Origin of the sequence: Trinickia sp. NRRL B-1857 (genome assembly GCF_050470685.1) — a bacterium.
GTDB lineage: Bacteria > Pseudomonadota > Gammaproteobacteria > Burkholderiales > Burkholderiaceae > Trinickia.
The window spans coordinates 367,264-392,924 of sequence record NZ_JBFLUK010000011.1 but is presented as its reverse complement, the minus strand read 5'-3'; the positions used below and the strand labels follow the sequence as shown (position 1 = coordinate 392,924).

At 61.1% G+C, this 25,661-nt stretch carries 23 protein-coding genes; 8 read left to right on the top strand and 15 right to left on the bottom strand.

What is annotated here, in order from left to right; all coding sequences use genetic code 11:
- Nucleotides 1-188: 188 nt before the first annotated feature.
- The 7 genes from AB1286_RS22870 to AB1286_RS22840 all read right to left on the bottom strand — a co-directional run bounded on the left by AB1286_RS22870 (nucleotide 189) and on the right by AB1286_RS22840 (nucleotide 8,589).
- Nucleotides 189-1,955 carry a diguanylate cyclase domain-containing protein gene (locus AB1286_RS22870; RefSeq protein ID WP_430365529.1) on the bottom strand — a complete coding sequence of 589 codons (1,767 nt, stop codon included), beginning with the start codon at nucleotides 1,953-1,955 and terminating at the stop codon, nucleotides 189-191.
- Nucleotides 1,952-3,052, bottom strand: coding sequence for an extracellular solute-binding protein (locus AB1286_RS22865; RefSeq protein ID WP_430365528.1), 1,101 nt, complete (start codon nucleotides 3,050-3,052; stop codon nucleotides 1,952-1,954). Before AB1286_RS22865 ends, AB1286_RS22870 begins: the two co-directional genes overlap by 4 nt.
- Nucleotides 3,053-3,093: 41 nt before the next feature.
- On the bottom strand, nucleotides 3,094-4,896 hold the full coding sequence (locus AB1286_RS22860; RefSeq protein ID WP_430365527.1) for a methyl-accepting chemotaxis protein: 1,803 nt from the start codon (nucleotides 4,894-4,896) through the stop codon (nucleotides 3,094-3,096).
- 312 nt (nucleotides 4,897-5,208) lie between these two features.
- Nucleotides 5,209-6,066, bottom strand: a complete 858-nt coding sequence (locus AB1286_RS22855) for a class I SAM-dependent methyltransferase (protein ID WP_430365526.1) — start codon at nucleotides 6,064-6,066, stop codon at nucleotides 5,209-5,211.
- A 216-nt stretch (nucleotides 6,067-6,282) separates the two neighbouring features.
- Nucleotides 6,283-6,924, bottom strand: coding sequence for an RBBP9/YdeN family alpha/beta hydrolase (locus AB1286_RS22850; protein WP_430365525.1), 642 nt, complete (start codon nucleotides 6,922-6,924; stop codon nucleotides 6,283-6,285).
- Nucleotides 6,908-7,156, bottom strand: a complete 249-nt coding sequence (locus tag AB1286_RS22845) for a hypothetical protein (protein ID WP_430365524.1) — start codon at nucleotides 7,154-7,156, stop codon at nucleotides 6,908-6,910. Before AB1286_RS22845 ends, AB1286_RS22850 begins: the two co-directional genes overlap by 17 nt.
- Nucleotides 7,153-8,589, bottom strand: a complete 1,437-nt coding sequence (locus tag AB1286_RS22840; RefSeq protein ID WP_430365523.1) for a YeiH family protein — start codon at nucleotides 8,587-8,589, stop codon at nucleotides 7,153-7,155. Before AB1286_RS22840 ends, AB1286_RS22845 begins: the two co-directional genes overlap by 4 nt.
- Nucleotides 8,590-8,792: 203 nt before the next feature.
- Here AB1286_RS22840 and AB1286_RS22835 point away from each other — a divergent pair, with 203 nt between their 5' ends.
- The 4 genes from AB1286_RS22835 (at nucleotide 8,793) to AB1286_RS22820 (ending at nucleotide 13,214) form a co-directional block, all read left to right on the top strand.
- Entirely contained in the window at nucleotides 8,793-10,220 is a 1,428-nt protein-coding gene (locus AB1286_RS22835) for a class I SAM-dependent methyltransferase (protein ID WP_430365522.1), read from the top strand.
- A gap of 30 nt (nucleotides 10,221-10,250) precedes the next feature.
- The gene (locus tag AB1286_RS22830; RefSeq protein ID WP_430365521.1) at nucleotides 10,251-11,057 is read left to right on the top strand and encodes a 4'-phosphopantetheinyl transferase family protein; all 807 of its coding nucleotides are present in this window, start codon (nucleotides 10,251-10,253) and stop codon (nucleotides 11,055-11,057) included.
- A gap of 535 nt (nucleotides 11,058-11,592) precedes the next feature.
- Nucleotides 11,593-12,834 carry a DUF6402 family protein gene (locus tag AB1286_RS22825; protein WP_430365520.1) on the top strand — a complete coding sequence of 414 codons (1,242 nt, stop codon included), beginning with the start codon at nucleotides 11,593-11,595 and terminating at the stop codon, nucleotides 12,832-12,834.
- On the top strand, nucleotides 12,762-13,214 hold the full coding sequence (locus AB1286_RS22820) for a hypothetical protein (protein WP_430367391.1): 453 nt from the start codon (nucleotides 12,762-12,764) through the stop codon (nucleotides 13,212-13,214). Before AB1286_RS22825 ends, AB1286_RS22820 begins: the two co-directional genes overlap by 73 nt.
- 12 nt (nucleotides 13,215-13,226) lie before the next feature.
- Here AB1286_RS22820 and AB1286_RS22815 read toward each other — a convergent pair whose 3' ends face one another.
- Nucleotides 13,227-14,138 (bottom strand): LysR family transcriptional regulator, encoded by a 912-nt coding sequence (locus tag AB1286_RS22815; RefSeq protein WP_430365519.1) that lies wholly within the window; start codon nucleotides 14,136-14,138, stop codon nucleotides 13,227-13,229.
- A 97-nt stretch (nucleotides 14,139-14,235) separates the two neighbouring features.
- On the opposite strand from AB1286_RS22815, the gene AB1286_RS22810 reads away from it, so the two are divergent.
- Nucleotides 14,236-14,682, top strand: a complete 447-nt coding sequence (locus AB1286_RS22810; protein WP_430365518.1) for an ester cyclase — start codon at nucleotides 14,236-14,238, stop codon at nucleotides 14,680-14,682.
- Nucleotides 14,683-14,711: 29 nt separating this feature from the next.
- Nucleotides 14,712-15,662, top strand: a complete 951-nt coding sequence (locus AB1286_RS22805; RefSeq protein WP_430365517.1) for an NADP-dependent oxidoreductase — start codon at nucleotides 14,712-14,714, stop codon at nucleotides 15,660-15,662.
- Nucleotides 15,663-15,680: 18 nt separating this feature from the next.
- Here the strand turns inward: AB1286_RS22805 and AB1286_RS22800 are convergent, their stop codons facing one another.
- Entirely contained in the window at nucleotides 15,681-16,628 is a 948-nt protein-coding gene (locus tag AB1286_RS22800) for a LysR family transcriptional regulator (protein ID WP_430365516.1), read from the bottom strand.
- Between the two features lie 111 nt (nucleotides 16,629-16,739).
- On the opposite strand from AB1286_RS22800, the gene AB1286_RS22795 reads away from it, so the two are divergent.
- Complete coding sequence (locus AB1286_RS22795) at nucleotides 16,740-18,098, top strand: aspartate aminotransferase family protein (protein ID WP_430367288.1); 1,359 nt, start codon at nucleotides 16,740-16,742, stop codon at nucleotides 18,096-18,098.
- 62 nt (nucleotides 18,099-18,160) lie between these two features.
- Here AB1286_RS22795 and AB1286_RS22790 read toward each other — a convergent pair whose 3' ends face one another.
- A complete protein-coding gene (locus tag AB1286_RS22790) occupies nucleotides 18,161-18,907 on the bottom strand; it encodes a siderophore-interacting protein (protein ID WP_430365515.1) in 747 nt (248 codons plus the stop codon).
- A 399-nt stretch (nucleotides 18,908-19,306) separates the two neighbouring features.
- Here AB1286_RS22790 and AB1286_RS22785 point away from each other — a divergent pair, with 399 nt between their 5' ends.
- Complete coding sequence (locus AB1286_RS22785; protein WP_430365514.1) at nucleotides 19,307-19,879, top strand: TetR/AcrR family transcriptional regulator; 573 nt, start codon at nucleotides 19,307-19,309, stop codon at nucleotides 19,877-19,879.
- 20 nt (nucleotides 19,880-19,899) lie between these two features.
- Here the strand turns inward: AB1286_RS22785 and AB1286_RS22780 are convergent, their stop codons facing one another.
- From AB1286_RS22780 to AB1286_RS22760, 5 genes are all read right to left on the bottom strand, one after another.
- The gene (locus AB1286_RS22780) at nucleotides 19,900-20,859 is read right to left on the bottom strand and encodes a Csu type fimbrial protein (RefSeq protein WP_430365513.1); all 960 of its coding nucleotides are present in this window, start codon (nucleotides 20,857-20,859) and stop codon (nucleotides 19,900-19,902) included.
- Nucleotides 20,856-23,108, bottom strand: a complete 2,253-nt coding sequence (locus AB1286_RS22775; RefSeq protein WP_430365512.1) for a fimbria/pilus outer membrane usher protein — start codon at nucleotides 23,106-23,108, stop codon at nucleotides 20,856-20,858. The genes AB1286_RS22780 and AB1286_RS22775 overlap by 4 nt, the downstream gene beginning before the upstream one ends.
- Nucleotides 23,109-23,274: 166 nt before the next feature.
- Nucleotides 23,275-24,030 carry a fimbrial biogenesis chaperone gene (locus tag AB1286_RS22770; RefSeq protein ID WP_430365511.1) on the bottom strand — a complete coding sequence of 252 codons (756 nt, stop codon included), beginning with the start codon at nucleotides 24,028-24,030 and terminating at the stop codon, nucleotides 23,275-23,277.
- A gap of 14 nt (nucleotides 24,031-24,044) precedes the next feature.
- Nucleotides 24,045-24,569 carry a Csu type fimbrial protein gene (locus AB1286_RS22765; protein ID WP_430365510.1) on the bottom strand — a complete coding sequence of 175 codons (525 nt, stop codon included), beginning with the start codon at nucleotides 24,567-24,569 and terminating at the stop codon, nucleotides 24,045-24,047.
- Between the two features lie 257 nt (nucleotides 24,570-24,826).
- The gene (locus AB1286_RS22760) at nucleotides 24,827-25,600 is read right to left on the bottom strand and encodes a 3-hydroxybutyrate dehydrogenase (protein ID WP_430365509.1); all 774 of its coding nucleotides are present in this window, start codon (nucleotides 25,598-25,600) and stop codon (nucleotides 24,827-24,829) included.
- Nucleotides 25,601-25,661: the final 61 nt, after the last annotated feature.

Below are 25,661 nucleotides of genomic sequence, written 5' to 3'. Positions count from 1 at the left end.
CGTGCAATTCAGCAAAATCCGAACCCTGTAACGCTGTGACGGCTCCTATACAGGGGCGGGCCCCCTTGGCATAGGAACGCTGCTTTGCAGCATTCCCGCGGGGACCGATGACAGATGCCCGATTATCGCCCCCGCCCACCACTCCCGGCATTGCCGCGTCATCGCTGATCGCGCTTCACTTTCTCGGTTTATGCAAGCCGGCCGCTGCTTCCGCACTGCGCTTGCGCTTCGTTGGCGCCAAGGGCCTGAAAGCGCACATAGCGGCGATGGATCGACGTCTTCGCAACATACATCGCCGCATCGGCCTTCGCCAGTAGTTCCTCGGCGCGCTGTCCGTCGGCCGGAAATTCGCTGATACCCATACTCGCGCCCACGCGCATGCGGTGCGTACCGACGATCACAGGCTCGTCCATTGCCGTCTGGATCCGTTGCGCAGTCGCATCGATCGCCTCGATCGATCGCTCGTTCGAGAAGAGGATGACGAACTCGTCGCCGCCGAGGCGAGCCACGAGATCGGTTTCCGGCAGGGCCTCGCGCAAGCGCTGCGCGACGGCGACCAGCGTTTCGTCGCCGGCGGAATGGCCGAATCGATCGTTGATTTGCTTGAAACCGTCCAAATCGACGAACATGATCGCCAACCGCTCGCCGTTCGACAATGCATGCCCGACCGATGCCTCGAATCGCTCCATGAATCGCATCCGGTTGGGCAGCCCCGTCAGCGTATCGTGACCCGCAAGATGGCTCAGTTCCTGCTGCCTCGCGTGAAGTGTAGTCATTTGCGAACGAATTTCGAGCCGCATTTGATCGAAGCAGCGCGCGAGCACGCCGATCTCGTCGGAGCGCTTGACCGGCAAACGCTGTGTGCTGTCGCCGTCGAACAGCTGCGTCGCGGCATCGGCCAGCACGCGTAGCGGACGAGCCAGCGCGCGCGCGAATAACGTCGCGAGGACGATTGCGATCGCGCTGGAGACGAGCACCATGCGCACGATTTGGCCACCCAATGCGTTCGCCGATGCCAACACGCTCGTGAGCGACCGTCCAAGGCCGACGACGATGAAGCGGTTACCGTCGACCGTACCGAACGGCGAACGCACGAAAGCGAAAGCTTGCACGGGCGCCCGGCCGATACCGCCCGAGCCGTTGAAGGTGACGCTGTTCGGGCCGCCGTCGAATAGCGCATGGGTTCCGGGAAAGGTGTTTTGCATCAGTACTCGCCGCCCATGCTCGAACCCGAACGTCTGACTCGGATCGGGATGAATGAGAAAATCGCCCCATTGATTGGCGAGATACACGAGATAGCCGGCCGGCAGATCGCGCTCCAGCTTCTGGAACACCTGGGTAAGATCGGTCTCGACGACGAGCACGCCAACCTTGTTTCCATGCGCATCGACGATCGGCGCGCCGATGTACATGCCCGGCCGGCCCGTGTCCACATTCGCCGCCGATTCATGAGCGAGACCGATCGGCGACAGATAAGCATGGCCTTGAACCGTCGCCAGCGTATCGAACACATAGGCGAAATGCCCTTTTTCCTGCAACCGGCTATCGGGAGCGATCACGATCCCATGCGCGCCGCGCTCCACGCGGATTCGTTCGAGCCCATAGTCCGCCCGAGTCACGAGGCGGATGGTCAGATATTCCGGGTGGTGCATCATGAATCGCAGAAAAACCTGCGAAAGTCTCGCGCGGCCCGGATCGCTCGCGTCGTCGCCCCGCGCGACGGCCACGGCGGAGGGCATCGTCGCCAGCACGAGAACGTCGTCGGCCACGTCGCCCAACGCGGCCGTGAAGCGTTGGCTCAGCAACTGGGTGGCCGGCAGCAAGCTGCGCTCCGCTTCCTGCATCATCATCGCGCGGTTGGCGCGATAGGCGTAGTAGCCGGTCGCGCCGGACGCCGCCACGCCGATACAGACGAGCAAAATCGACAGCCGGGCGGTCAATCCGAGCTTCATCATTTCGGGAAGCTCCGGAGCCGGTCGCCCGATTCGATTCGCTGCCACAATGCCGCGCGCTCGCTCGTGCTCTCGACGCGCTCGATCCACACGAGGCGTTGCGCCTCGCGCGATGCTTCGCTCGGCTCGGGCAGCAACGTATTCGCGAGCCCTTCGCGCTGCGTGAGCTGCGCCCCGATCGACGGCTCGAGCATTTGATTGATCCAATCGTAGGCCAGCGCGGGATTGGCGCCGCCCTTGACGATCGCCCAACAATCGAGCCAGGCGAGCGCGCCTTCGTCGGGAATCGCATAGCCCACGTCCGCGCCTGCACGGCGCAAGAGTTCGACCTGCTGGGTCCCATAGTTGCCGAACATCAGAGCGGCATGATGTTGGACAAAAAGCGCCGTCGCCTCCTCGGGCAAGGTGTAATAGGTGAGGAGGTTGCGTCGCAGTTCGACGAGCTTGCGCGCAACGGCGCGCATCTGAGCCGGCGATAGGTGGAACGGATCGCGATAGCCGAGCGCCAAAGCGGCAAACGAAAAGTTATGCTGCGCGCTGTTGAAATCGAGCACCTTGCCGCGATAGCGCGGATCCCACAAAGCCAACATCGAGCGCGGCGCCACGCCAACCTGTTTGCGGTCGTAGATGAGCCCCATCGACGAGTAAGTGAATGGGATTGCATAGGCGTCGTGGCCGTCGACGAGTCCGGGAATCCCGTCCAGTTGCCGAAAATACCGCCGCTGCCCGGCGCGATTCGGAATCGCCGATAGATCGAGCGGTGCCAGCAGGCCCGCACGCGCGTAACGCGCGATCTCGGCGGTGTTGGCGGCCAGCACGTCGTACGGGGGCGGATTGGCGCTATGCATACGCGCCCATAACGCTTCATCGGAATCGACGAGCGTGACCTCGACCTTCACGTGCAAGCGCTTCTCGAAGGCGCTCACCCAATCGTCGTCCGCGTAGCCGGGCCATGCAAGCACGCGCAATACGGTGGGTCGCGGCGAGGCCGAATCGGCCAGCGTGCCTGCCCAAAACGCGCCGAGCACGATCGCGGCGACGACGAGCCGCGCAACGAAGTTGCGCGCACGCCGCCGCGACGTTCGGTTCTTGCCGAACATCCGCTTCCGCTTCCATGCTCGCCGCCCGGCGATCGTCATCGCTACGCCGAGAGCTTGAACTCGCCTACGGCTTGCGCCAGTTTCGCGGCTTGCTCACGCAGCATCTGCGCCGCGGCGGCCGATTGTTCGACGAGCGCGGCGTTCTGCTGCGTCGTATTGTCGAGCTGAGCGAGCGCCTGATTGACTTGGCCCAACCCCGTGCTTTGTTCCGTCGCCGCGATCGAGATTTCGCCGATGACGTTCGTGATCCCGCGTACGCCTTCAACGATCTCGTCCATCGTGGTCCCGGCCGTTTGCACCAATGCGGAGCCGGCTTCGATCCGCTCCACCGACGAGCTGATCAACTGTTTGATCTCCTTGGCCGCCTGCGCGCTGCGTTGCGCAAGCGCCCGCACTTCGGCGGCCACCACGGCAAAGCCGCGGCCGTGTTCGCTCGCGCGTGCCGCCTCGACCGCCGCGTTCAGCGCAAGGATATTCGTTTGAAAAGCGATACCGTCGATGACGCCGATGATGTTCGAGATTTCCGTGGATGCTTTCGTGATCGCATCCATGGTCGAGACGACATCCCCCACCACCTTACCGCCTCGCATAGCGACATTCGATGCCGATTCCGCGAGTTCATTGACTTGCGTGGCGGCATCGGCGGAATTGCGCGCGGTCCCCGAGATCTCCTCGAGCGCCGCGGCGGTCTTTTGCAAGTTCGAGGCCGCAAGCTCGGTACGACTCGATAGATCTTGGTTGCCCTGCGCGATCTCGGCGCTCGCCACGTTGACCGACTCGCTGAAATCGCGAATATGCCGCAAGATGTCGCTGATCTTTCCGGCGAACAAATTGAATGCGTGCGCGATTTGCGACGCTTCGTCATTGCCGCTCACAGGCAGACGTCGCGCCAGATCGCCGCTTCCGCTGGCCACGTCGGTGAGCGCGTCGCGCACGAGCAAGACGCGTTTGAAGGCGGCGTGGGTCAAGGCACCCACCAGCGCGGCGGAAATGAGCGCGACCAGAACGATCGCCACGAGCGTCGTCGTGGCGACAGCCCGCATGCCGCCCGTTACGTCCGCTTGATCCAAGGCGAGCACGAGGCTCCAATCGGTACCGGCGATCGGCTGAGCCCGCAGCAGTTTGGTCTGGCCGTCGATTCGCGTCGCGACGGAGGACGACGCGCCTTGCATCGCCTTGAGCGCATCGGGCGTCAGGGCCGGGGCCATATCGGTAGCCGGCTTCATGATGAGATCCGTCTTGGCGCTCGCAATGACGTTACCCTTCTCGTCGACGAGAAAGGCAAAACTCGCCGGAGTCGGATGTACGGATGTCACGATCTCGCTGACGCTTTGCATGAACAGGCTGGCCGCCATGACCGCCTTCACGTTGCCGTCACGAACGATCGGTACGGCGAATGCAACGGCCGGCTTGCCCGACGACACGTCGCGGTACAGCGCGGTGACGACGATGTGGCCGGCCGCGACAGCTTGCTTATACCAAGGCCGCGCCGTCGGATCGTAGTTCGGCGGAAGCGGCACGTTCGAAAAAGCCGTCTTATCCGGCAAGCCGAGCGTCATGACTTCGAAACCGCCCGATTTGGCCAATAGCTTGAGCGCCGGCACCGGATCGCCCTCTCCGACCGGAAGGGTATCGGCGAGGGCTTGGGTTTCGCGGGTACGGCTTTCGACCCATCCGTCGATGGCCAACGCATGGCCCGTCAGAATGGATTTGAAATTCTGGTCGATGGCTTCGTCGTTATGAATCTTGACGACGTAATAGATGAGCCCGCCCGTGACCGCAAGCGCGGTCACGACGATGGCGACACAAGTCGCGAGGATTCGACCGCGAATGGTTCCGAGCATTGCCGTAAGTCTCCGAGAGCCAGCAAGATACGATTGATAAGCGAAGGCATTACGCTAGAGATAACGACCGCTTACGAAGGAAACTTGAGATGCAAGGATCGAAAAATTGGCAATGACTCACTCTTCCAAGCGCGCATCGGAGCGACGAAATTGCGTAATTAAGGAAATTCTTAACGATTAGCCGACCCGTCGCCAGGGCTCGTCTTGGGCGAAATCGCGCAGTCGCGCGGGCGGCAATGCAGGGGGAGAGGGTGCGCGCGCGCCGCGCCGGGAACCCGAATGATTCGGCGCGGCAGCTGCGTGGTAGCGGTTTTAAATGGGCGCGGGATAGAACGTGCCGCCGACCACATCGTCGGTCGCGACGCCGTGCCAATCGAAATGTTCGACGTCGCGGCGCTTCACGCCGAGATACTGACTATGACAGTACAAGCCGTGGACCCAGCGGCCGCGCAAGTAGGCGTCGGCCAAGGCCGAGAATTTCCCGGAGATCGGATTTGCCATCGTCGCTTCTAGGCATTCGAATCCGAGCGCGGGCGAGAACAGGGCGCGCAATCCCATATCGCTGAATTGAAAGAAGTGCCACGGACGTTCGTGGGAGGAAAACGAGAAGTGCGTTTCGACGAACAAGATACCGCCGATCTTCAGCAGCTTCGATATTTCCGCGGCGACCACCCAAGGCATGGCCAAGTGTTCGAATACCGCGCTAGAAAAGATGAGGTCGAATTTCTCGTCGGGCCCAAAATAGCTCGATAGCTTATGCGCATCGCCGACGACGTCGACGTTCGGTCCCGGGTAGTAGTCGAATCCGACGTATTTCGCTTCCGTGAATCGCGTGCGAATCGTGGATTCGCCCGTCACTTCCCGGCTGCCGATCTCCAGCACCCGCATGCCCGGTTTATTCCCTAGTTCGACACACAGATTTCCCTGATTTTGATGAGCGTCCTTCAGCTTACCCGGCAGGGGAACGCTGTTGTCCAATAAGGCGCGATCTATCTCAGCATCCGACATCGTCGGCTTGAATTGCTTTCGTTGCTCGTTCTTTCCGAACTGGGAAAAATGCACGAACCCTGTCACCAACGGGTTGCGCAGCACCTCTTGCGCAACGTCCGGATTGGCCAACAAATAACCCAACTCACTGAAATTCTCGAAGGTCGCAAGCTCTAACATCATTTTATTTATATGTGCCGTAACGGTTGACGAAAACATTACGGGCTGCAATCCGTCGGATTGCATGCCGGCACTCGGCGCGAATTCCCATTGAACAGGGAATAACCGGAGAGCAGGCGGATGATAGCGCTATCAATCAAACGACTGCGTGACAAAATAACGCACGACGCATCGTATTCCAACCAACGGAATCAAACTCTTTCCATTTTTAGTAAACGATTATCCCGGGGAGAAAACATCTTCGTGCCTTAAAAGCGATCGAGCGGAAGATGAAATCGGTCGCTGCTCGATTTTCTGGAAGACGTTCCTTGCGGCATGATGCACGAGCGTGTCGACGAAGAATTTGGCGCGCGGCCAAGGGCCGAAACCGGCCGCCGTATTGATATGTCCGGCCGCGCCCAAGTTGACGAATGCGCTGCCGAGCCGGCTTGCGAACTCGCGCGCCTCCGGCGCGGACATCCATGGATCGTTTTCACTGCCGATCAAAATCGACGGCACGGCCAAACGGTGCGGCGATAGCCGGCCGCACGCCGCGAACTTTTCAGGGCTCGCGGGGGCGACGAACAAGACGCCGACGATATCGGCCGCAAGCGTCGTGTAGCGAGCGAGGGCATGTACCGTCGCCAGGCACCCGTAGCTGTGCGCAGCCAAGACGAAGGGGCCGCGCGCTTGCTCGAGACGATCGCCGACCGAGCGAGCCCACCCTTCGAGCGACGGGGCCTCCCAATCGAGCTGCTCGACGCGAAGCGAACGCGAGAACTGCCGCTCGAGCCAGCTTTGCCAGTGCGCCGGCTCGCTTCCATGTAGGCCGGGGACCGTCACTAGGCGCGGGGGCCAGTTGAAATTACCGCACACGCTCATCGATATCTCCGTCTTTGCGTAACGCTTCGAACGCCGGGCACACGTCGTCGGGCGAGACGAATTGATCGTGCAGCAGGCAAAGCCGGCTATCGGCCACGCTCGCGCCGTACCCCGATCCCAATACGACGAGCCCCGCCACGGCCCGCTCGATAGTCGCGCGGTCGGGATTGCGGTGCCGGCAGTCGCCGCATCGCGCGAGGCGCCCTGCGCAAACATAGCCCGGCGAACTCATTGACCCAGGCTCCCCCAATAGTGTCCAAACACATGCACCGACAATGCATAGCCGACGATCACATTGACGACCACGCCGGCCGTGAACGCGAGAAACGGTCGAGCGCCGGTTGCGGAAAGCGACTTCAGGCGCGTGGTCAGGCCGATCGAGAAGAAGCAGAAGATAAATGCCCAGGTACGCAGAACGGTGATCGGCCCCGTCAATTCCGGGGTGACGACCTTGCGGTAGGTGCCCAACGTGTGGCCGCTTGCGACCCACGTTACGAACACCGAGGCAACGATGAAGCCGATCACGAACTTGGGAAACCGGGACCAAATCTCACGCGCCCGCGGTTTTGCCGCAACCCCGCTTTCACGGTCCCAACGCGTCGTCGCGACGATCGCCAGTACGAAAGCCCAGATCCCGATCCAGATGTCGCGGCCGACGACTTTCATCAACGTGAAGGCTTGCAAAGCGGCTTCCGGTGCGCCGGCGATGGCTCCCGCCTCCGCGTGCTTCGCGAGATCGCCGTACGCCTGCGCCGCGGCGATGCCGGCCGCATCGGCAAATTCCGATGTGCCGATCCAGGCGCCCGCGACGCCGGTTGGCAGTCCCAGCGCCCGCGAAACGAGCGGCAGCGCGAAAATCATCACGATCGCCCAGCCGATCACGAGCGTGATCGCGACTGGCGCATGCTCGCGCTTGGCGCGCACCGCGCCCGCGATCGCGATCGATGCCGAAACACCGCAGACGGCGCCGCCGGCACCGAGCACGGCGGCGAATCGCTTATCGAGCCCCAGGGCGGAGGCCGTAAAGAAGATCACGAAGAAGGTCAACAGCGAAACGATGCCGGCTTGCCCCACCGCGACCGGTCCGGCCCAAACGAGCAGCGTGAACGGCAGCGTCGCGCCGAGTAGGACGATCCCCACTTTGATATAAAGCTCGACGCGCAATCCCGCATGAAACCAATCGGGCAGTTCGAATAGGTTCGACAGCAAAAGGCCGGCGGCGAGTGCGACAAGCGGCGGCTCGAGGTTGTATTTGAACGCGCCGGTCCACGCACCGAGCGAAAAGATCACGATAGCGCCCAGAAATACGATGGCGAACGATGCGGCGAAATGCGCGACGCGTTGGCCAAGCGCGGCGATAGCGATCGAGAAGAGCGCACCGAATACGGCGAACAGCGCGAGATAGTTTGGCCAATGCGCGCCGAAATACCGGACGGCATCGCCAAGACTCGTCCATGGCGCGGGCGCCACGGCAAGCCATCGGATACTGCCGCCGCTTGCGTAGAAAGCGTAGGCGACCAATATGAGCCCGAGGCCGATCACGATCGACCACCCATCCTCTTGCGACGCCAATGCGCGCCAGAAGGCACCTCGCCTTGGCCCCCGAGCCGTTTCGGGCCCCTGCCCGCTATCGCCGCGTGCCGCGCTAGCTTGCGATCCGCTCATCGTTCATCCCCCGGTCAATTGCGCGCTGCGCATGTCGAGCGACGATTATCGAAAGCGGAGGGAGGAAAACGAACGAATACTTTGGACTATCGATAGCGCGCCCGATGCGTTGAGCCGGGCTGCCACACCGTCTTCCCGTCGGCGCCGCCGCGCCGCCGCGCAGTGTGGCACCATACTAAGCTTGCGAGGAAAACCTCATTCTCATGCAAGCATCCGATTCTTTCTCCGGCTACCTAAGCGACGTGACGTTTCCGGATCGCTTCCATCGGGAGCTGTCCCCCGCCTGGCTGAACTACGCAAGCGTGCTCGGCGGCGCCAGCCCGAAAGCGCTGGACCGGCCGTTCCGTTACCTGGACCTAGGCTGCGGGTTCGCGTATTCCACGATCGTCAACGCCGCGGCCTATCCGCACGCCGAGTTTCATGCCTGCGATTTGAACCCCGCCCACATCGAAGCCGCTTCTCGACGCGCGACACGGCTGGGAGTTCGCAACGTCGCGTTCCACGAGGCCAGCTTCGAAGCCTTGCTCGAGCGGGATCTGCCGGCATTCGATTTCATCGTGCTGCACGGCATTTATAGCTGGGTGGATGCGGACGTGCGGCGCGTGGTGCGACAGCTTGTTGCCGAACGACTTGCCGAAGAAGGGCTCGTTTATTTGAGCTACAACTGTCAGCCAGGCTGGTCCGCCGAGGCGCCGTTGCGCAAGCTGATGCTCGAATTGGCGCAGGCCGCGCCCGGCGACGTCGAGGCGCGCACCGGCAGCGCGATTGCCCGCATGCAAGCGCTCGGTACCCCGAGCTTTCGCTATTTCCGCGACAACCCGGCTGTCGCCGATGCGCTATCCGCGCTGGCGGCGAGCCCGCTCGACTACCTCGCGCACGAGTATTTGAACGGAACGTGGGAAATCCACTACTCGGTGGACGTGATCGACGACATGGCTCGTGCGGGCCTCGCCTATACAGGCAGCGCAACGCTCGCCGACAATCACCCTACGCTGTTGATGGATCGTCAAGCGGCCGAGGCGATGGCCGCGCTGCCGAATGCGCGGTTGAGGCATCTTGCCGAGGATTTCGCCGTCAACCGGCGCTTTCGTCGAGACGTGTTCGTCCGCGGCGGACGCACGGGGCGATCGCAGGCCCAAGCGCTTCAAGCACTCGAAGAGATCTCGATCGGCTGCGCGTCCGAAATCGAGCGAATCGATATCCGAGCGACGATCCCGCGTGGCGTGCTCAGCTTCCAACCCGAATTCATCGCGGATTTGCGCGGGCTGATGCAGCAAGGCTCGATGCGCATCGGCGAGATCGTCGGGCAGCTCGGCGGCGAGGGGCGCAATCCGCGCGAGATTTTGCAGAACCTGCTTTTTCTCGTCGCCGGCGGCATCTTGACGCCGTTCGCGCGGGCGGGGGGATATAACGCCGCTGGGGCGCGGCGTGCGGTAAACGCATCGGCGGCGGCCGCGCTCGCGGCCAGCGCCGCCGATGCGGGTAACGCGTACGTGCCGAGCGAACTGGTCGGAAACGGCGTTGCGCTCGGCGCCGACGAAGCGGCGCAGGCGCTGCAATGGATTGCCGGCGACCAGACAGTGCCCTGCCCCGCACGTCTCGCGCGCCTCGGCGTGTTGTGCGGGACTTGAGGGGACTTGCTAGCGATGACCGATTCAACGATGCGAACGGCCCTTGGCCGCCAAATGCTCGATCAGCTACCGCTGCGCGAGGGCGAGGTCGATATTTGGATCGCCGTCGTCGACCAGGTACCCGGGGTCGACCTGGCCGCTCAATTCGAATGTGTGTTGACGGCGGACGAGCGTGCGCGGCACGGCAGATTCCTGTTCGAGAAAGACCGGCGCCGTTACCTCGTGACGCGCTCGCTGGTCCGCTATGTCCTTTCGCGCTACATCCCGATCGCACCGGCCGATTGGCGCTTCGACGCGACCGAGTTCGGCCGCCCGACGATCGCGAACGCCCATCCGGACACACGCGGTTTGACGTTCAACATTTCGCATTCCGATCGGGTGGTCTTGCTCGGCGTGACGCGCGACGTCCAGCTTGGAATCGATGTCGAGGACCTACAGCGCCGAATTCCGCTCGACGTCGCCGACGGATTTTTCTCGGCCGACGAGGTGCGTCAGTTGCGGTCGCTTCCGGAAGCGTTGCAGCCGGGGCGTTTTCTCGATTTTTGGACGCTCAAGGAGAGCTATATCAAGGCTCGCGGCAAAGGGCTTTCGTTACCGCTCGATCAGTTCGGATTCGACTTGAGCGATCAAGCGGCCCTGCGGGTGTGGTTCGACGAAAGGCTTGGCGATGCGCCGGAACAGTGGACGTTTTGGCAGTGGCGCCCGAGCGAGGAGAGCATTGCCGCGCTTTGTCTTGAAAACAGGCCCGGTGTGGAAAAGCGCATTGCAGTCAGGAGAATCGTGCCGTTCGTTTCGGAAGAGCAGATGGCGTTCGAGGTCTTGCGCGGATCGATGTAGTGGGGTGGGGTTTCCTATCTTGATCGCAGAAACTTTCACACGAGTAGTGAACGATTAGCGGTGCTCTCCCGATAAATTCCGGCGAGGCGTATGGGGCTCGTCGCTGGCTGGCCGTCCGCTAGTCCTCCCGTTTGGGGTCAAGCGACTTATCGAGCAGGCGCATCGCATCACGTGGCGCTCGACATCGTGACCTCATCGCCCTGCAAGCCGAATCAGTCCGATAATTGCGCCTGGTTTCCAGAGCCACCGGACTTCTCAGCTACCCTGCGAGCGCTCATCACTGGGACTCGACGGCGCTTTTTGCTTCGCGCCGTTTTGAGGCCTCCCGCGGTACGGCTGATTCTTCCCTTGTGAAAGCAATCTGTGGCATCGCCCTGCCGTAAACCGGGGCGGAGTCGCAAGCCTTATTCGCCGCGTTCCAAGGGTAGAACTAACAATTCGAATGACAACACAAAATAGAATTGCATACTTCAAACCGGAGAAGGTGGGCCTTTTTTCGCGAGACACAAAGTGGAAGAAGGACTTTTGCAGACCGTTGAACAATCCGCAAGCTCGTATTCTGATGGACAGGGCGCCTGACGGATGGAGGCCACCAGCACCGCAGACCAACGAACCGAGGGCTAACGAGAAGCGCGAGAAGAAACCCGAAAAGCAACTTCTCGATATGCCGAAGCCTGCCGCGCCGTCCGAAAGCAAGCATCAATTAGATGACGACTGCCGCAGGCCGCCGCCGTTCGACATGCTCGATCTTCCCGCCGCGATGGGTAAGATGGGATTTCACGTGGCTGCGAAATTGTCCCGCCGCTGGTTCAATGGCCGAAAAAGCATCGTCGGCAATCTATCCGATCGCTACCCCGACGATATGGTCGATCGCAAGACAGTGTCGCTCGATTTCACCCTCCGGTATGGCGGTGCCGAAGCCAAGCTTCGCAGTTTGGTCAACAAGGAAATTTATACTGAAAATGCGATCACGGCACTCAAAGAAAGCATACTTCATTTTGTTTCAAAACAATTCACAGACCATAGCATCGCTTTTAGTGGCGAGATAGATTCATGGAATCTATCCAATGACGACATTCAAACCTTTCACAAAAATTATCAATTCCAACGTATAAAAGTCAGTAGCTTCGAGACGTTGAACCGAAACGCCGGACCAACCGATCTAACCGCTGCGCTCGGGAACTTCTTTTACATGGCAGCAGTTGCAAACGCCACGGTATATTCCGAGAAATATTGTGACTATACCGGCTCATCGCCACGTTTTTGCTGTCGATCGAGAGTGGAGGTAACGCAGATATACGTCTACGTACGCGACAGCTATTCATTCGCCGACAAGCCCGGTGGCACTGCATCTCAGTACCTTGGTCATTGGAACCGATATGGCATGATATTGGTTCCGGCAGCTATTATCGCCGATACGTTAAACAATGTGATCGGAAGAGAGGGAGGTGGCCTTCAATGGGGCAACAACCCGAACACACCTTCCGCGTCATTAATTTACGACAACGGATTCAAAAGACCAGTCGACATCATAAACGGAATCTTTAAAGATAGCCTTAGGAAGCAGGACGTTTACTATCCAGTTTATAATAGCAACTATAATGCATGGAGAAAGAAATATGATCAAGGCGGAGATTTTGTCATATACTCCGAATTGAAAAAAATAAAATTACCAAAGCCCATTCATTTGACTTTGGAGGAATCATGCAAACCGGGCAAGCAAAATGGATTTCAAAAACATGGAAGATTGCCAAGCGATTTTTCATCGTCATCATAGTAATCTACGGAATCCTATTTGCGATAAATAGGAAATATCCCAAACAATTCTATGATTGCGAGCGAGACACCCAATATTTGCACGGGGGAGTCCAGACCTATGACGGACAAAAATACGGCATAGTCCTTTGCGGCACCGGCGGCGACGAGAACTTTATGGGCGATGAGATCCGACTACAGGTTCTCTCGGAAAAGGGCGAGTTGTTGGCACAGCGAAGATTCACTGTCGACTGGATAACGAACTTTCCGCGAGAGCTGAAATATGGGCCGGACTATGTGACTTACTATGATGCGTCGCAGCAGACCCATTTCGAGCATCGGATCAGCATGCCGCCTACTCGGTGGGATTGGGTTCGGGCTCGACTACCGTTGCTGAGCTAGTCCCCCCGCACCCTATAGCAATCCCGCCTGCTCCGCCACAAACGTCCTTAACCACCGCTGTGCCGGATTGGCATCGCTGCGACGATGCCAAATCAGATCGAACCTCACTTCGGATAGCGCAATCGGCGGTGCGAACAACACGAGCTTGCGGCCCACCGCCGACTTCAGCGCAATACGCTTCAGCACCGTCGCCGTCGCTTGCGTTCGCGCGACGATGTCGGGCACAGCGAACATCTGCGGCAGTGCGACGGCCACCGTGCGGCGCAAACCGCGCTGCATGAGCGCCTGATCGACGAGCCCATAGCGGTCTCCCTCGGGCGAGGCAAGCACGTGCTTAAGCGCAAGATAACTTTTCATCGTCATGCCGCGCCGCGCCGCCGGATTGTCCTTCGAGACGATCGTCACGAATTCGTCGCTGAGGATAGGGCGCGAGAAAATGCGCGGATCAGACTGCGTCGGCGGCACGCCGATCGCCGCATCGATTTCCCCCGCATCCAACAGATCGACCGCCGCGTCGCGATCGTTGAACGCGCGAACGCCAATCGATATCCCCGGCGCCGCTCGCTCCAACGCGGCGAGCAAAGCAGGCAGCAGCACAAACGCCGGGTAATCCGACAACCCGAGGTTGAACGTCAATGAGGCTTCGCCGGGCTCGAAGCTCGGCTCCGCAACCAGCGTTCGTTCGATTTGACGCAACGCTGCACCGATCGGCTCCGCCAGTTCCCTAGCCTTCGGCGTAGGCAAAAGCCCATCGGCACTGCGCAGAAACAACGGATCCCCCAACAACTTACGCAGCCGCGACAGCGCGGCACTCATCGCCGGCTGGCTCACGCCCACCTGCGTGGCCGCGCGCGTCACGTTGCGTTCGCTCATCAAGGCGTCGAACGCCACCAACAGGTTTAAATCGATCCCATGAAAATCCATGATTCGAATAATCATTCATACCGGTTATTTGTTGGACGGATTTTATGCCCATCGACACAATCACGCCATGCTCACCACCCAGAGAAGGCCACAAACCATGCAAGCATCCACGCTCCCAACCCATGAAGCCGCAACGGCAGAGCTAGACGCGGTCAAAACGCTGTATCGCGCATTCAGCGAGAAAAATCCCGATCTCGTCGACGCCATCCTTGCAACCGACTGGGACGATATCCCGCTGGGCCTGGGGCAACAACCGGGACCGGAAGGGATCAAGCCCATCATCAAAAGCTTCGGCGAAGCATTCCCCGACGTTCATATCGCAGTGCACGACGTTGTGCAGGCGCCAGGAAAAGTCGCCGTCCGCGCCGAAATCACCGGCACCCATCAAGGCGAATTCTTCGGCATCGCGCCGACAGGCAAGAAAGTGAGCGTGCGCCTACACGAATTCCATGTGGTCGAGCACGGCCGCTTGAAGACGACATGGCACATGGAGGACTGGTTCGGTCTATTTACGCAACTCGGCAAATTTCCCGTTCAAGACTGAGCCGTACCCCGTACGAACAAGAGATAGATATGAAAGCATCGTTCATCCATTCATTCGGAAGCCCGGATGTCATTGCCGAAGGCGATCTCCCATCACCGTCCATCGGTGCCGACGAAGTTGTAGTACGCGTCGAAGCCGTGGGCTTGAACCCGCTCGATCTGAAGATCATGACGGGCGTCATGCAGCAGGTATTCCCAGTCGAATTCCCCTACGTGCCGGGAACCGACTTCAGCGGCGTCGTCACCAAAGCCGGCGATAACGTGAGCGAGGTGCGCCCCGGCGATCGCGTCGTCGGCCGAACCTCGCCGAACGCAGGCGGCGCACTCGCTCACAGCCTGGCGATAGCGGCCGCCGATCTATGCATGATCCCGTCGGAGATGAGCTTCGAGCAAGCTGCCGCGCTGCCTACCGCCTTCGGCACGGCCAGCCAAAGTCTCATCGACGTAGGCGGTTTGCGGCGCGACGAACGCGTCCTGATCCACGCGGCCGCGGGCGGCGTCGGCATCATGGCGGTGCAATTGGCTAGCGACGCGGGCGCGCATATCGTCGCCACGGCGTCCGCACGCAATCATGACCTCCTTAAAACTTTGGGCGCGGACGAACTTATCGACTACCGCGTCGACGACTTCACACAAATTCGCGATATCGATCTCGTGCTCGATTCCATCGGCGGCGAAACGCTGGAGAAGTCGTGGTCGGTGCTGCGCGCCGGCGGCCGCATCGCAAGCATCGCCGAGTTTGCTATCCGGGAGCGAAAAGGCCTTGCCGGGCAGTTCGTCTTTTTCGCCGAAGCCAAACGTTATCTGCCGAACGCCTTCAGGATGTTCGAGGCGGGCCGGCTCCAGATCGTCATCGACGCGATCTTTGCCGCCGACGAAACGCGCGCCGCCTTTGAAAAACTCGCGACGGGACATGCACGGGGGAAAATCGTCGTTCGCATGGGCAGTGGACATGCCAATCCGGCCAACGCCAACGAATAGACCTCGATACGAGGCCGCCTAAGCCGATCGTGTCTCGGCATGCGCGGCCTCGAGGCAAGCTTGAAACAGCAGGGCCGCGCGCGAAGGCCTAGGCGAGCGGCGCGTGAGCCCTACGTAACGACACTCGTAGTGGAAACGCTGCGGCGCGATAGCCCGCAACAGACCCTTTTGCTCGAAGCTCTCGGCATAATGGTCCGGCAAGAAGCCCAGAAATCGCCCCGATAGAATCAACGTCGCAATCGCTTCTTGATCGAATGCCGTCGCGCGCCGCGTGAGCTTCGCCCGATGGCTAAGCTCCATGTTCGGCGAATGAAAGCCGAGCCCGGCGAACGCATGCTTGCGAATCGTGCTCCATGTAAGACGTGCATGCGACGCATCGAACAGCGGATGCTGACTGCCGCAGTAAAGCAGCATCTGTTCGTCGAACAGGTTCGTATAGACGAGGCTCTTGGACGCGCGATGCGCCGGAATGATGCCGACCTGGTAGCTGCCGTCGATCACTCCGCGTTCGACCTCATTGATCGATGCGACATGCACGTTCAAAGCCACATCGGGCGCGTCGTCGACGAATTGCCGGATCGCATCGCCGATCCGCGCATGCGGGTTGGTGGCGGTTTTGTCGAACACCGCCAGATGAAGCTCGCCGCCCATTTTGTCGTGGATACCGTCGATTCGACTGCGGAATGCCTCGATCGACGAGAGCAACACGAGCGTTTCCTCGTAGACGGTTTGCCCCTCCGCCGTCAGCGTAAACCCGGCCCGCCCGCGCCGGCACAGCACGAGGCCTAGCCGTATCTCCAGGTCTTTGACGTGCCGGCTGATCGTCGAGATGCCGATATTGAGTTCGAGTTCGGCCGCCGCCATACCCCCGCATTGGACGACGGCCTTGAACACGCGCAGCAGCCGCAAATCCATGTCGCTGAGCTGGCCCAGCAGCGCCCGGCTCTTCGTCTTTTTTACTTGCATGAATTGGAAAGTAAAGATTGATATTGCGATATCGAAGAGACTAATTGTCCAGCCGAAAATGCGCAACATACTCACACCGAGGGGCGCCCGGCGCCGAGCGACATGACCGATATGGCAGATATCAATACCGCGTTGAACCAGACAGAAGGCGGCGTCCGGACGGACGCTGCGTGGCTGGAGGCGCACTGGATGCCGTTCACGGCCAATCGGCAGTTCAAGGCCGACCCGCGGATGATCGTCGGCGCCCAAGGCGCCTACTACACCGACGCCGATGGCCGAAAAATCTTCGACGGGCTCTCCGGCCTGTGGTGCTGCGGTCTCGGTCACGGCCGCACGGAGATCACGGAGGCGGTGAGCCGGCAGGTCGCCGCACTCGACTATGCGCCCGCCTTCCAATTCGGCCACCCGAAGTCGTTCGAACTCGCCAATAAAATCAAGGCTTTGACGCCGGACGGGCTCGACTATGTCTTTTTCACGGGCTCGGGCTCGGAAGCCGCCGACACGTCCCTCAAAATGGCACGCGCCTACTGGCGTGCCAAGGGCAAAGGGACCAAGACGCGATTGATCGGCCGCGAAAAGGGCTACCACGGCGTGAACTTCGGCGGCATTTCGGTGGGCGGGATCGGCCCGAACCGCAAGCTGTTCGGCCAGGGAATCGAAGCCGATTTCCTGCCGCACACCCAATTGCCGGAAAACCGCTTCTCGCGCGGCTTGCCGGAGCATGGGGCGCAGTTGGCCGACCGTCTGCTCGAGCTCATCGCCCTGCACGATGCCTCGAACATCGCGGCGGTCATCGTCGAGCCGTTCTCGGGCTCGGCGGGCGTCGTCGTTCCGCCGAAAGGGTATTTGCAGCGGCTACGCGAAATCTGTACGGCGCACGACATCCTGCTGATTTTCGACGAAGTCATCACGGGCTTCGGCCGCACGGGCGCGATGACGGGCGCCGAGTTTTTCGGTGTGACGCCCGATATCGCGAATTTCGCGAAGCAGGTCACGAACGGCGTCCAGCCGCTCGGCGCGGTCGTGGCGAGCAAGGAGATCTACGAGACGTTCATGGCCGCCGGCGGGCCCGACTATATGCTCGAATTCCCGCACGGCTATACGTATTCGGCGCATCCGGTGGCATGCGCGGCGGGCGTAGCCGCACTCGATCTACTGGAGAAAGAAGCCGCGATCGACCGCGTGCGCAATTTGGCGCCGCGTTTCGAGGCAGCAGTGCATGGGCTGAAGGGGCAACGCCATATCGCAGATATCCGCAATTGCGGACTGGCGGCCGGCATCACGATCGAGGCTAAGCCCGGCGAACCGGCACGCCGTCCGTTCGAGATTGCGATGCATTGCTGGAAAAACGGCTTTTATGTGCGCTTCGGCGGCGACACGATTCAGCTCGCGCCGCCGTTCATCGCCGAGCCGCGCGAAATCGACGACCTGGTCAACGCGCTGTCGGACGCACTGAACGCCGTCGATTGAACGGCGATCGGGCTAACCTACCCGACTCGCTAGAAGGCAACGGGCCGCACGCGGCCCTTTCTTCAATCTTCGAATTTCTCGTTCGCGTCGGCGCGGCCTTTGATCCAGTAGCCCGAAGCCTTGACCGAATTGGGAGAACCCTTGAGCACACCACGCACATGGTCACGCACGGCGCGCGTGACGTGTGCCTCCGCCGCAATCCAAACGAAACCGTCGCCGTCGGGCAACGCCAGTTTGGCGAGCGCATCGAGGACCGGCTGCGGATCGTCGGCTCGGTCGGCCGGACGATGCACCCAATGCGCCTCGTATTGCGCGCGCGTGTCGAAAAGCTGCTCGTTCGCCTCGTTCGTGACGGCAACGAGGCTGATCACTTTCGCCCCCGCGGGTGCTTCCTCGATGCTTCGGCCAATCGCGGGCAGCGCGGTTTCGTCGCCAATGAAAAGCCGCCAGGCGGGCTCGCCGTCCATCACCCGCGAGCCTTTCGGGCCGCCCACTTGGAGCGTATCGCCAGGCTTCGCGCCCAGTGCCCAGCGCGTGGCGGGGCCCGCATCATGTAGGGCGAAATCGATATCGAGCGTACCCGCGCTCGTATCGAAGCGGCGCGGCGTGTAGTCGCGCGACACCACCTCACCGCCCTCTTGAACGACGAATAGCTTGATGTGATCGTCGGGCGCGGCGCTAGTGAAATCGTGCAGATCGTCGCCGGCGAACGTGATGCGCAGCATCTCCGGCGTCACGCGCCGCGTCGCGCGGACCGTCAGCTCCCGTCTGCGCAACGTATGCATTACTCGTCTGAAAGTGAAACTCATATCGCACTCCTGGTTTCGATCCCACTACGTTTCAGATCAATCCCACTCTCTTCGCCGAACGCCGACGTGCACGCGCGGGCCATTCGCCCGCCCGGGTTACATCATCGGATGAGCGAGCAGATAGTTCAGCAACGCCGATGCCAAGAGTCCTGCCGCACCAACGAGAAAGAGGGTCTTGATGATAGTCATGAATTCGCTTGTTATAGGTGTTCGGGGCATTTCTGGCTAAGGCTCGCTCGGAGGACGAGCCAACCGCAAGCTCGATGCGATGAAGCTTTTCTTCTAAATACTCAACGGTATCCGAATACTAGCACGGATGCCGATAGCAATTATTCGCCTTTCCGGCATGTCGGATACTTGCTAGGATCTGGCAGATCCCGCTGTCCAGGAGACACACGAATGACGAGGATGACTCGCGAACAAAGTCAAGCGAACACACGCTCCCGGCTACTGTCGGTAGCGCAGCAGCATTTTGCTCGCTATGGCTATGCGGCCTCTTCGCTGGACCGGATCGCGGACGAGGCCGGATTCAGCAAGGGAGCGGTCTATTCGAATTTTTCCGGGAAAGACGATCTGTTTCTAGGGGTACTGGAAGCCCACACGCACGCCACTGTAGCCGAAGTCCTCGATGAATTGAAAGACGCGTCCGACATCGAGGAGGCGATCGAACGAATCGCCGCCTGGGCGACGCGCAATTCGCGGCTCGGCAATTGGCCGATGCTGGTCCTCGAATACGCACGGGTCGCGGCACCCGAGGACAATTTTCGCAAGCAGCAGGAGAAGATCCTGCGCGCACAGTGGAAAGCCCTGGGACGGCTATTGCTTGCGCTTGACGATTCGCCCGATCTCAAGCCGGAAATCCTCGGCGCGCTCGTATTCGAACTTACCTATGCGCCCGCGATGAGTTTCGTCAGCAAGCCCACGTCGGGCGATCTCCTGCGCGTCGCGTTGCGTGGAGTATTCGGAAAATGATCCGCTGAGGGCGCACCGCCTCAAAAGCTGATCGTGGCCGTAATCGTGTCGCTGTAGGTTCCCGGCGCCGGTGTGTTTTGCGGGGGCACTTCGCCGTAGATGGAGAGCACGGTCGTATAGCCGCTTCCCGTTCCGGTTCCGGTCGAGGTTGCGCCTGAGCCGTCGCCCCATACGGTCGCACGCGCCGAATCGAGGTATAGCTGATAGGCGAGCTCCCCCCCGCCGCCCGAGCGCTGCATCTTCCGCGCGACGACATTGCCGCTCGATCCTCCGCTCAACGCGATCCGCCATGCATCTCCGTTCGTACAGCGCGCGGAAATCGCACCGGCTGAACGCAGGCGCGTCGTCGTCGCCGACGTCGCGCCGAAGTTGACATTCGCCGTCGTGATGCGACAGTCGTTGACCACGGTAGCGGAAACGGCGAACGGGAAACGTCCAGCCGAAAAGAGCATCGAGCAATTGGGTTCGATGAAGCCGTAAAACGCGTAGCTCAATTCGGTCGACGTGCCATTGAAGTTTTGCCGATAGCGCGTGTTGCTATTGTTGACTGTCGGAACGGTCAGTTGATTGGCCGCAATCCGCCCATAGACCGTAACGGACTGCGAGGCGCTAGCGCCGCCGGCAGGCTTCGTCAAAATGAGTGCGATCGGCTGCGTCCCTGCGGAAACCGAGCCCCACTCGATCGAACGAGCCGGATCCTGATACAGCGCATATTGCAATGTATTGCCGCCGCTGCGAAGCTCGCGAGGCGCGGTCCCGCCCAAGTTCAGGCAAACGAGCGCATTGGGCATCAACGTGGGGATCGGCCAAGTGCATGTGACCGTAATCGTGCCCGTGGTATCCACCGCGTTCAGCGCGATCGGGCTGACGGGACCGAAGTCGATCGCGGAGGCGGACGCCGAGCAGCCGATCGCATGAGCGGAGGTAGTCTGCAACGTCATGACGAGGAAAACGAATATCGCCAACGCATATCGCTTCATTGCCGGGCCTCCATCAAGCTTGCGCAGGTCAAAGGTCCGATCGTGGGTATTGCGCCGTCGCGCGGCGGCGCGTACGCGAATTGCACCAGGCAACGCGACGTTCCGGCGCCCACCAGCAGGCGATTGTTCGGCTGGAGTTCATCGATAAACGCGATGCCGTCATAGCCGACGATCGTATCCTTTCCGCTTTCCATATCGTGCACGCGCGATCCCGGAGGCAGGGCCTTGCCCCGAGCATCGAGAAGAATCACGGATGCGGCGGCATAGCGACGCATTCCGAATCGCGCCAAGACGCCCGAGCGCGCCTGCGGCGTTATGTTCATCGATGTCACGGCAATGCGCGTATCGACCGGCAGCTTCATGCTGTCGATGCCGATTTGATTGGGCTCGTAAGCATTCAAATCGGACACCAACAAATGGCCGGAGCGATCGGTGACGCCGATTACCCGGTTGTCGTGCAGCACCGGGACGCCGCCCACCCCATCGGTCGAGACCAACGCGAATCCGTCATCGATGCGGCGCGCGAACTCGATGCTTCGATCCATCAACACGACGGCGCCCGCTACGTCGAGCGATGCATTCGCCGCGCTGCCTGTGCGCTGCGCGATCGCCGTCGCCTCGCCGTCGCGGCCTAGATATTGGAATTGAGTCTGGCCGAACGAGGTGCCGCCCATCCGCCCCACTTGCACGCCCCAACCCCATCCGCCCGCGTAGTCGGGCGTACGAATCGCGTTCAACGTGCTGTCGACGCGACCGTTTGCGAACGCACCGCTGGCACTCGTCGAAATCCTTTCGGACGGCGCGAAGTTCAACGCGATGAAGAAGCCCGACGCGTGACGTTGCTTGAAGTCCGAGTACGCATTCAGGTTCAGCGAAACGAGATTGCCGAGGTTCACGGTATAGGAGACGGCGCCGATCCGCGAAGCGAATGCCCCCGAGACCTTCGATCCGATATAACTCAGTGAAATCGATTGATGCCGCACGAAGGGAAGCGACAGCGTCAATTGATCGGTTGCCGATGGGACGAGGGCCCCGTCGCTCGATGCTAGATCGCCGAAATTGCCGTATGCCCGAACCGTCTGCGCCTCGATCGAAAACTGCGGCCGAATCAGTTGGTAACCCAGGCTCGCTTGAACACCGGCGAAATGGCCGGTACTGGCGGACAGCGCGCCGTTGAGTACGCCGGATTGCCCCATCCTCATCAACGCGCCGCCCCCGGCATCCAGGAGCCCGCGCGTGCCCTCGCCATGGGACTCCAAGGTCAGCGCATCGCTTAAGCCATAACGGGCGGAGCCGCTGAGCGCGGGGTGCGGATTGTATGAGAAGGATTCGAGGCCATAGCCTCGGCGCAAAAACCCCGCTTCGAATGAAAAACTCGAGAGCCCCGCCGCGAGCATCCGTGCGTCGACATACAGCGGCAAGGACGTCGAGATCGTTCGACCGAGCGCATCGCGCGTGACGACCGTGGCCGTGCCCGCTCCCGTGATGCCGAAGACGTTATTCACGATGAACGGACCGCTGGGCACGTCGCCGCTGAATTGCTTCACGTTGTTCACATAGACATCGACACTGGACGGAACGACGGCAGAGCCATAGAGCGCGGGAACGGGGAACGTCACCAGGTCGGGCCGCAATGAGAAATTGCTGCGCCACTGAAAGCCGCCGATTCGAATGGAGCGGCTCCAGCTTAGCGACGACGTGATCGTATCGCCGATTTGGACGGTACTCGGCACGGCCGCATTCGACTGGCTCCACGACGTGTCGTAGCGCAAATAGCGGCGGTCGCCGCCTGAAACGTAGGCTATGCCGGATTGGCTGAGCACACCCGACGGATTGAAATAGCGCGCTTCATTTGCCAACGCAATCGGTTGGCCCGGGATGGACGACGCGAATAGATCGTAGTCGACGTAAAGCCCCGAGGACGACGTGGCCGGCGGCGCTTCGGGCAACGCGCGCGTATCGATCGCATGGGGCCTTTGCAAAGCGTCGGGCACGCTCAGCGCGATCGTTTGTCGAGCGGCATCGTACGTGTACCGGAGGCCGGCGACCGTATCGAGCGATATCTCCGCCGCGGCATCGGCACCTAAGCGATCCACGCGCAGCCCCAGTTGTTCCAAGTCGGCCGCGCGTGCATAGAGTTGACCTTTGGATAAACGAAAGCGAGCGATCTTCGAGGTTGGCTGACCGTTCAAGACAACTTCGAGGTAGACGTCTTGCGAGAGGTCCACCCGCGCCACGGGCGTATCCACCGCGTGCTCGCTCTGAGCCTGAGCGCAGCGCGACCCAAGCACCGACGCACATACGAGGAAAGCGCGAAACAGGCCGGCCGCGCGCCTTGCGCAAACTAGGCGCCGCACGATCGCCGACAAGCATGAGGCATAGGCGAGGCTGCACCGTAGGCGCAAGGCCATTGCCCTAGCGGGTGGTTTGCACGTCCACCGCTGCTTCCATGGAACGCGAATTGACGAGTGCTCGCGCCTTCACGCCGCCTTGCAATTCGGCCGCCGTCGGAAGCGTGATCGGCCATTGCCTGCTGCGTCCAGCGAGCACGTATCCCAGCAATCCCTTGCTGACTTCAAACCTTTGGGCGGCGCCATCTAAGAACTCGGCCGCCGCCACCTGGGCACGCCGCGTGCCCCTGTTGTCCACGCGCAGCACCCACCGCTCGCCGCTTCCGATGAGGTGCCACAAGAGCTTGGGCTCTCCCGGTACGCCAGGCGGCTCGATGAAAACCGGTACGGAGTAGCGCAGCCGAATCGTCACGCCGTGAGCCGGTACCTCGGCCGGAGCCGGTAGTTCGTCAACCAATATCCGATAGCTCTGTTCGATTGCGATAGGCGACGAGGCGAGACGAATCAATCGCACCAATTGCGTCGATTGCGGGCCGAGCTCCACGAGCGGAGGGCTCGCGGCGAGTTCGGTCGTCGGCTCGAGGCTATCGTCACCGTCGGCTTGGTCCCAGCGAAACACTCGCACCTGCCCATACAAGGGCTGCACTCCGGAATTGCGCAAAGTCAGGCCGGCCGCCGTCTCGCCGGGTTGCAACTCGAGCACGACCGGCGAGACCTGTAGACTTGCCGCCACGCTCGCGCGCGGCAGCGAGCCGACGACCACGACCGAGACCGCAAACGCGGCGAGCACGATCCGGCATTGGACAAAGCGCGTACCCATAGGCGGGTGCGCGCTCAAAAGTACACAGTCGCGGTCACAGAGGTCTGATACGTATCGGGCTGAGGCGTGGGTTGCGTGGGCACTTGGCCGTAGATTGCGATCGACTGCGCGGCGCCGTTGCCGATACCGCCAACTGTGTTCGTCCCTTGCGTATTGCCCCATATCGTGGCGTGGCCTGCATCTTGGTAGAGCTGGAACGAAACGGCCGTCCCCGTATTGCCGCTGGAAGTGCCCGCCATCAACCGCGTGGCGATGGTGGAGCCGGTCACGGTGCCTGCATCGAGACCGATGTTGTAGGGCGTTGTGTTCGTGCAGTTCACCGCAACCGAGCTTTGCTGATTCACGGCCGTTGTCAGCGGGCCCGTCGCGGTGAAAGCCAATGGATTGGCCGCGATCGTACAGCCCCCTTGCAACACGAGCGACACCGTGAACGTCGCCGTCGCCGTGCCGTTGCTGAATGTGCCCGCGCTCGCGTCGCCCATGAACACCGCGCAGGCTAGCGCCGCCGCGATCATCGACAAAGAAAGGTCTCGCTTCATTTTTTTCCCCTTTAAGCCGTGTGGCGATTTATTGCCGTCAATTGACACCCCTCACGCGATGCGCCGCATGCCACGTCGACGGGTCGAACGGATGCGGCGTTGCCCGCGTTGTAACGAGTATGGTCGAGTCGACGTGATAGTCGTGTGCAGCTTTCAGTCGGCGGGCCAAGCGATCGCACATACTGAGGCGGGGATAAGGCGGTCTTTCGGCCGCCGTGTCTCCGTTTCGATACAGATGTCGCGAAACGGAGACAAACTCATTGCGCCACCCATCCTCCGTCGACGTTCCATGCGGCGCCGTTCACTTGCTTCGCCGCGTCGCCGCACAGAAAGACGACGAGCGCGGCGAGCTCATCGGCCGAAACGAATTGGCCGGACGGCTGTTTCTCGCGCAGGATGATGCGGGTCGCCGCCTCGATATCGATGCCGTCGGCGGCGGCTCTCGCTTCGATTTGTTTTTGCACGAGAGGTGTCAACACCCATCCGGGGCAGATCGCGTTGCAGGTAATGGACTGGCCGGCCGTCTCCAGCGCGACTGTTTTCGTGAAACCGACGAGGCCGTGCTTGGCCGCCACGTAAGCGGATTTATGCGCCGATGCGACGAGGCCGTGGACGGAAGCCACGTTGACGATACGCCCCCACCCGCGCTCGCGCATCCGGGGCAAGGCAAGCCGTGTCGTGTGGAAGGCCGAGGTCAGGTTGATGGCCAGTATGTCGTCCCACTTCTCGATCGGAAACGCCTCGACGGGCGCGGTGTGCTGAATACCCGCATTGTTGACCACGACATCGACGCCGCCGTACCGTTCGCCGGCCTCCGCCATCATCTGCGCGATCTCGTCGGGCCGGCGCATATCCGCAGCCGAATAAATCGCCTGCGCGCCCAGTGCGCTCACCTGTTCAACGGCGCTTGCGTAATCGCCGAAGCCGTTGATGACGAGATTGGCGCCTTCGCGCGCCAGCGCACAAGCGATGGCCAAACCGATGCCGCTGGTGGATCCCGTGACGAGGGCCGTCTTCCCGCTTAATGACATTCATGCTCTCCTGTGCTCGTTCGCGATGGCACGACACGTGCCAAGCGGGGCCACAGGAAAG

Excerpts from the sequence above, each read along its gene's own strand:
- AB1286_RS22865 (WP_430365528.1), bottom strand. The coding sequence starts at position 3,052 with ATGTTCGGCAAGAACCGAACGTCGCGGCGGCGTGCGCGCAACTTCGTT.
- AB1286_RS22790 (WP_430365515.1), bottom strand. The coding sequence starts at position 18,907 with ATGAGTTTCACTTTCAGACGAGTAATGCATACGTTGCGCAGACGGGAG.
- AB1286_RS22855 (WP_430365526.1), bottom strand. The coding sequence starts at position 6,066 with ATGATGTTAGAGCTTGCGACCTTCGAGAATTTCAGTGAGTTGGGTTAT.
- AB1286_RS22870 (WP_430365529.1), bottom strand. The coding sequence starts at position 1,955 with ATGATGAAGCTCGGATTGACCGCCCGGCTGTCGATTTTGCTCGTCTGT.
- AB1286_RS22835 (WP_430365522.1), top strand. The coding sequence starts at position 8,793 with ATGCAAGCATCCGATTCTTTCTCCGGCTACCTAAGCGACGTGACGTTT.
- AB1286_RS22840 (WP_430365523.1), bottom strand. The coding sequence starts at position 8,589 with ATGAGCGGATCGCAAGCTAGCGCGGCACGCGGCGATAGCGGGCAGGGG.
- AB1286_RS22780 (WP_430365513.1), bottom strand. The coding sequence starts at position 20,859 with ATGAAGCGATATGCGTTGGCGATATTCGTTTTCCTCGTCATGACGTTG.
- AB1286_RS22850 (WP_430365525.1), bottom strand. The coding sequence starts at position 6,924 with ATGAGCGTGTGCGGTAATTTCAACTGGCCCCCGCGCCTAGTGACGGTC.
- AB1286_RS22795 (WP_430367288.1), top strand. The coding sequence starts at position 16,740 with ATGGCAGATATCAATACCGCGTTGAACCAGACAGAAGGCGGCGTCCGG.
- AB1286_RS22820 (WP_430367391.1), top strand. The coding sequence starts at position 12,762 with ATGCAAACCGGGCAAGCAAAATGGATTTCAAAAACATGGAAGATTGCC.
- AB1286_RS22810 (WP_430365518.1), top strand. The coding sequence starts at position 14,236 with ATGCAAGCATCCACGCTCCCAACCCATGAAGCCGCAACGGCAGAGCTA.
- AB1286_RS22770 (WP_430365511.1), bottom strand. The coding sequence starts at position 24,030 with ATGGGTACGCGCTTTGTCCAATGCCGGATCGTGCTCGCCGCGTTTGCG.
- AB1286_RS22785 (WP_430365514.1), top strand. The coding sequence starts at position 19,307 with ATGACGAGGATGACTCGCGAACAAAGTCAAGCGAACACACGCTCCCGG.
- AB1286_RS22815 (WP_430365519.1), bottom strand. The coding sequence starts at position 14,138 with ATGGATTTTCATGGGATCGATTTAAACCTGTTGGTGGCGTTCGACGCC.
- AB1286_RS22800 (WP_430365516.1), bottom strand. The coding sequence starts at position 16,628 with ATGCAAGTAAAAAAGACGAAGAGCCGGGCGCTGCTGGGCCAGCTCAGC.
- AB1286_RS22860 (WP_430365527.1), bottom strand. The coding sequence starts at position 4,896 with ATGCTCGGAACCATTCGCGGTCGAATCCTCGCGACTTGTGTCGCCATC.
- AB1286_RS22845 (WP_430365524.1), bottom strand. The coding sequence starts at position 7,156 with ATGAGTTCGCCGGGCTATGTTTGCGCAGGGCGCCTCGCGCGATGCGGC.
- AB1286_RS22760 (WP_430365509.1), bottom strand. The coding sequence starts at position 25,600 with ATGTCATTAAGCGGGAAGACGGCCCTCGTCACGGGATCCACCAGCGGC.
- AB1286_RS22765 (WP_430365510.1), bottom strand. The coding sequence starts at position 24,569 with ATGAAGCGAGACCTTTCTTTGTCGATGATCGCGGCGGCGCTAGCCTGC.
- AB1286_RS22805 (WP_430365517.1), top strand. The coding sequence starts at position 14,712 with ATGAAAGCATCGTTCATCCATTCATTCGGAAGCCCGGATGTCATTGCC.
- AB1286_RS22830 (WP_430365521.1), top strand. The coding sequence starts at position 10,251 with ATGCGAACGGCCCTTGGCCGCCAAATGCTCGATCAGCTACCGCTGCGC.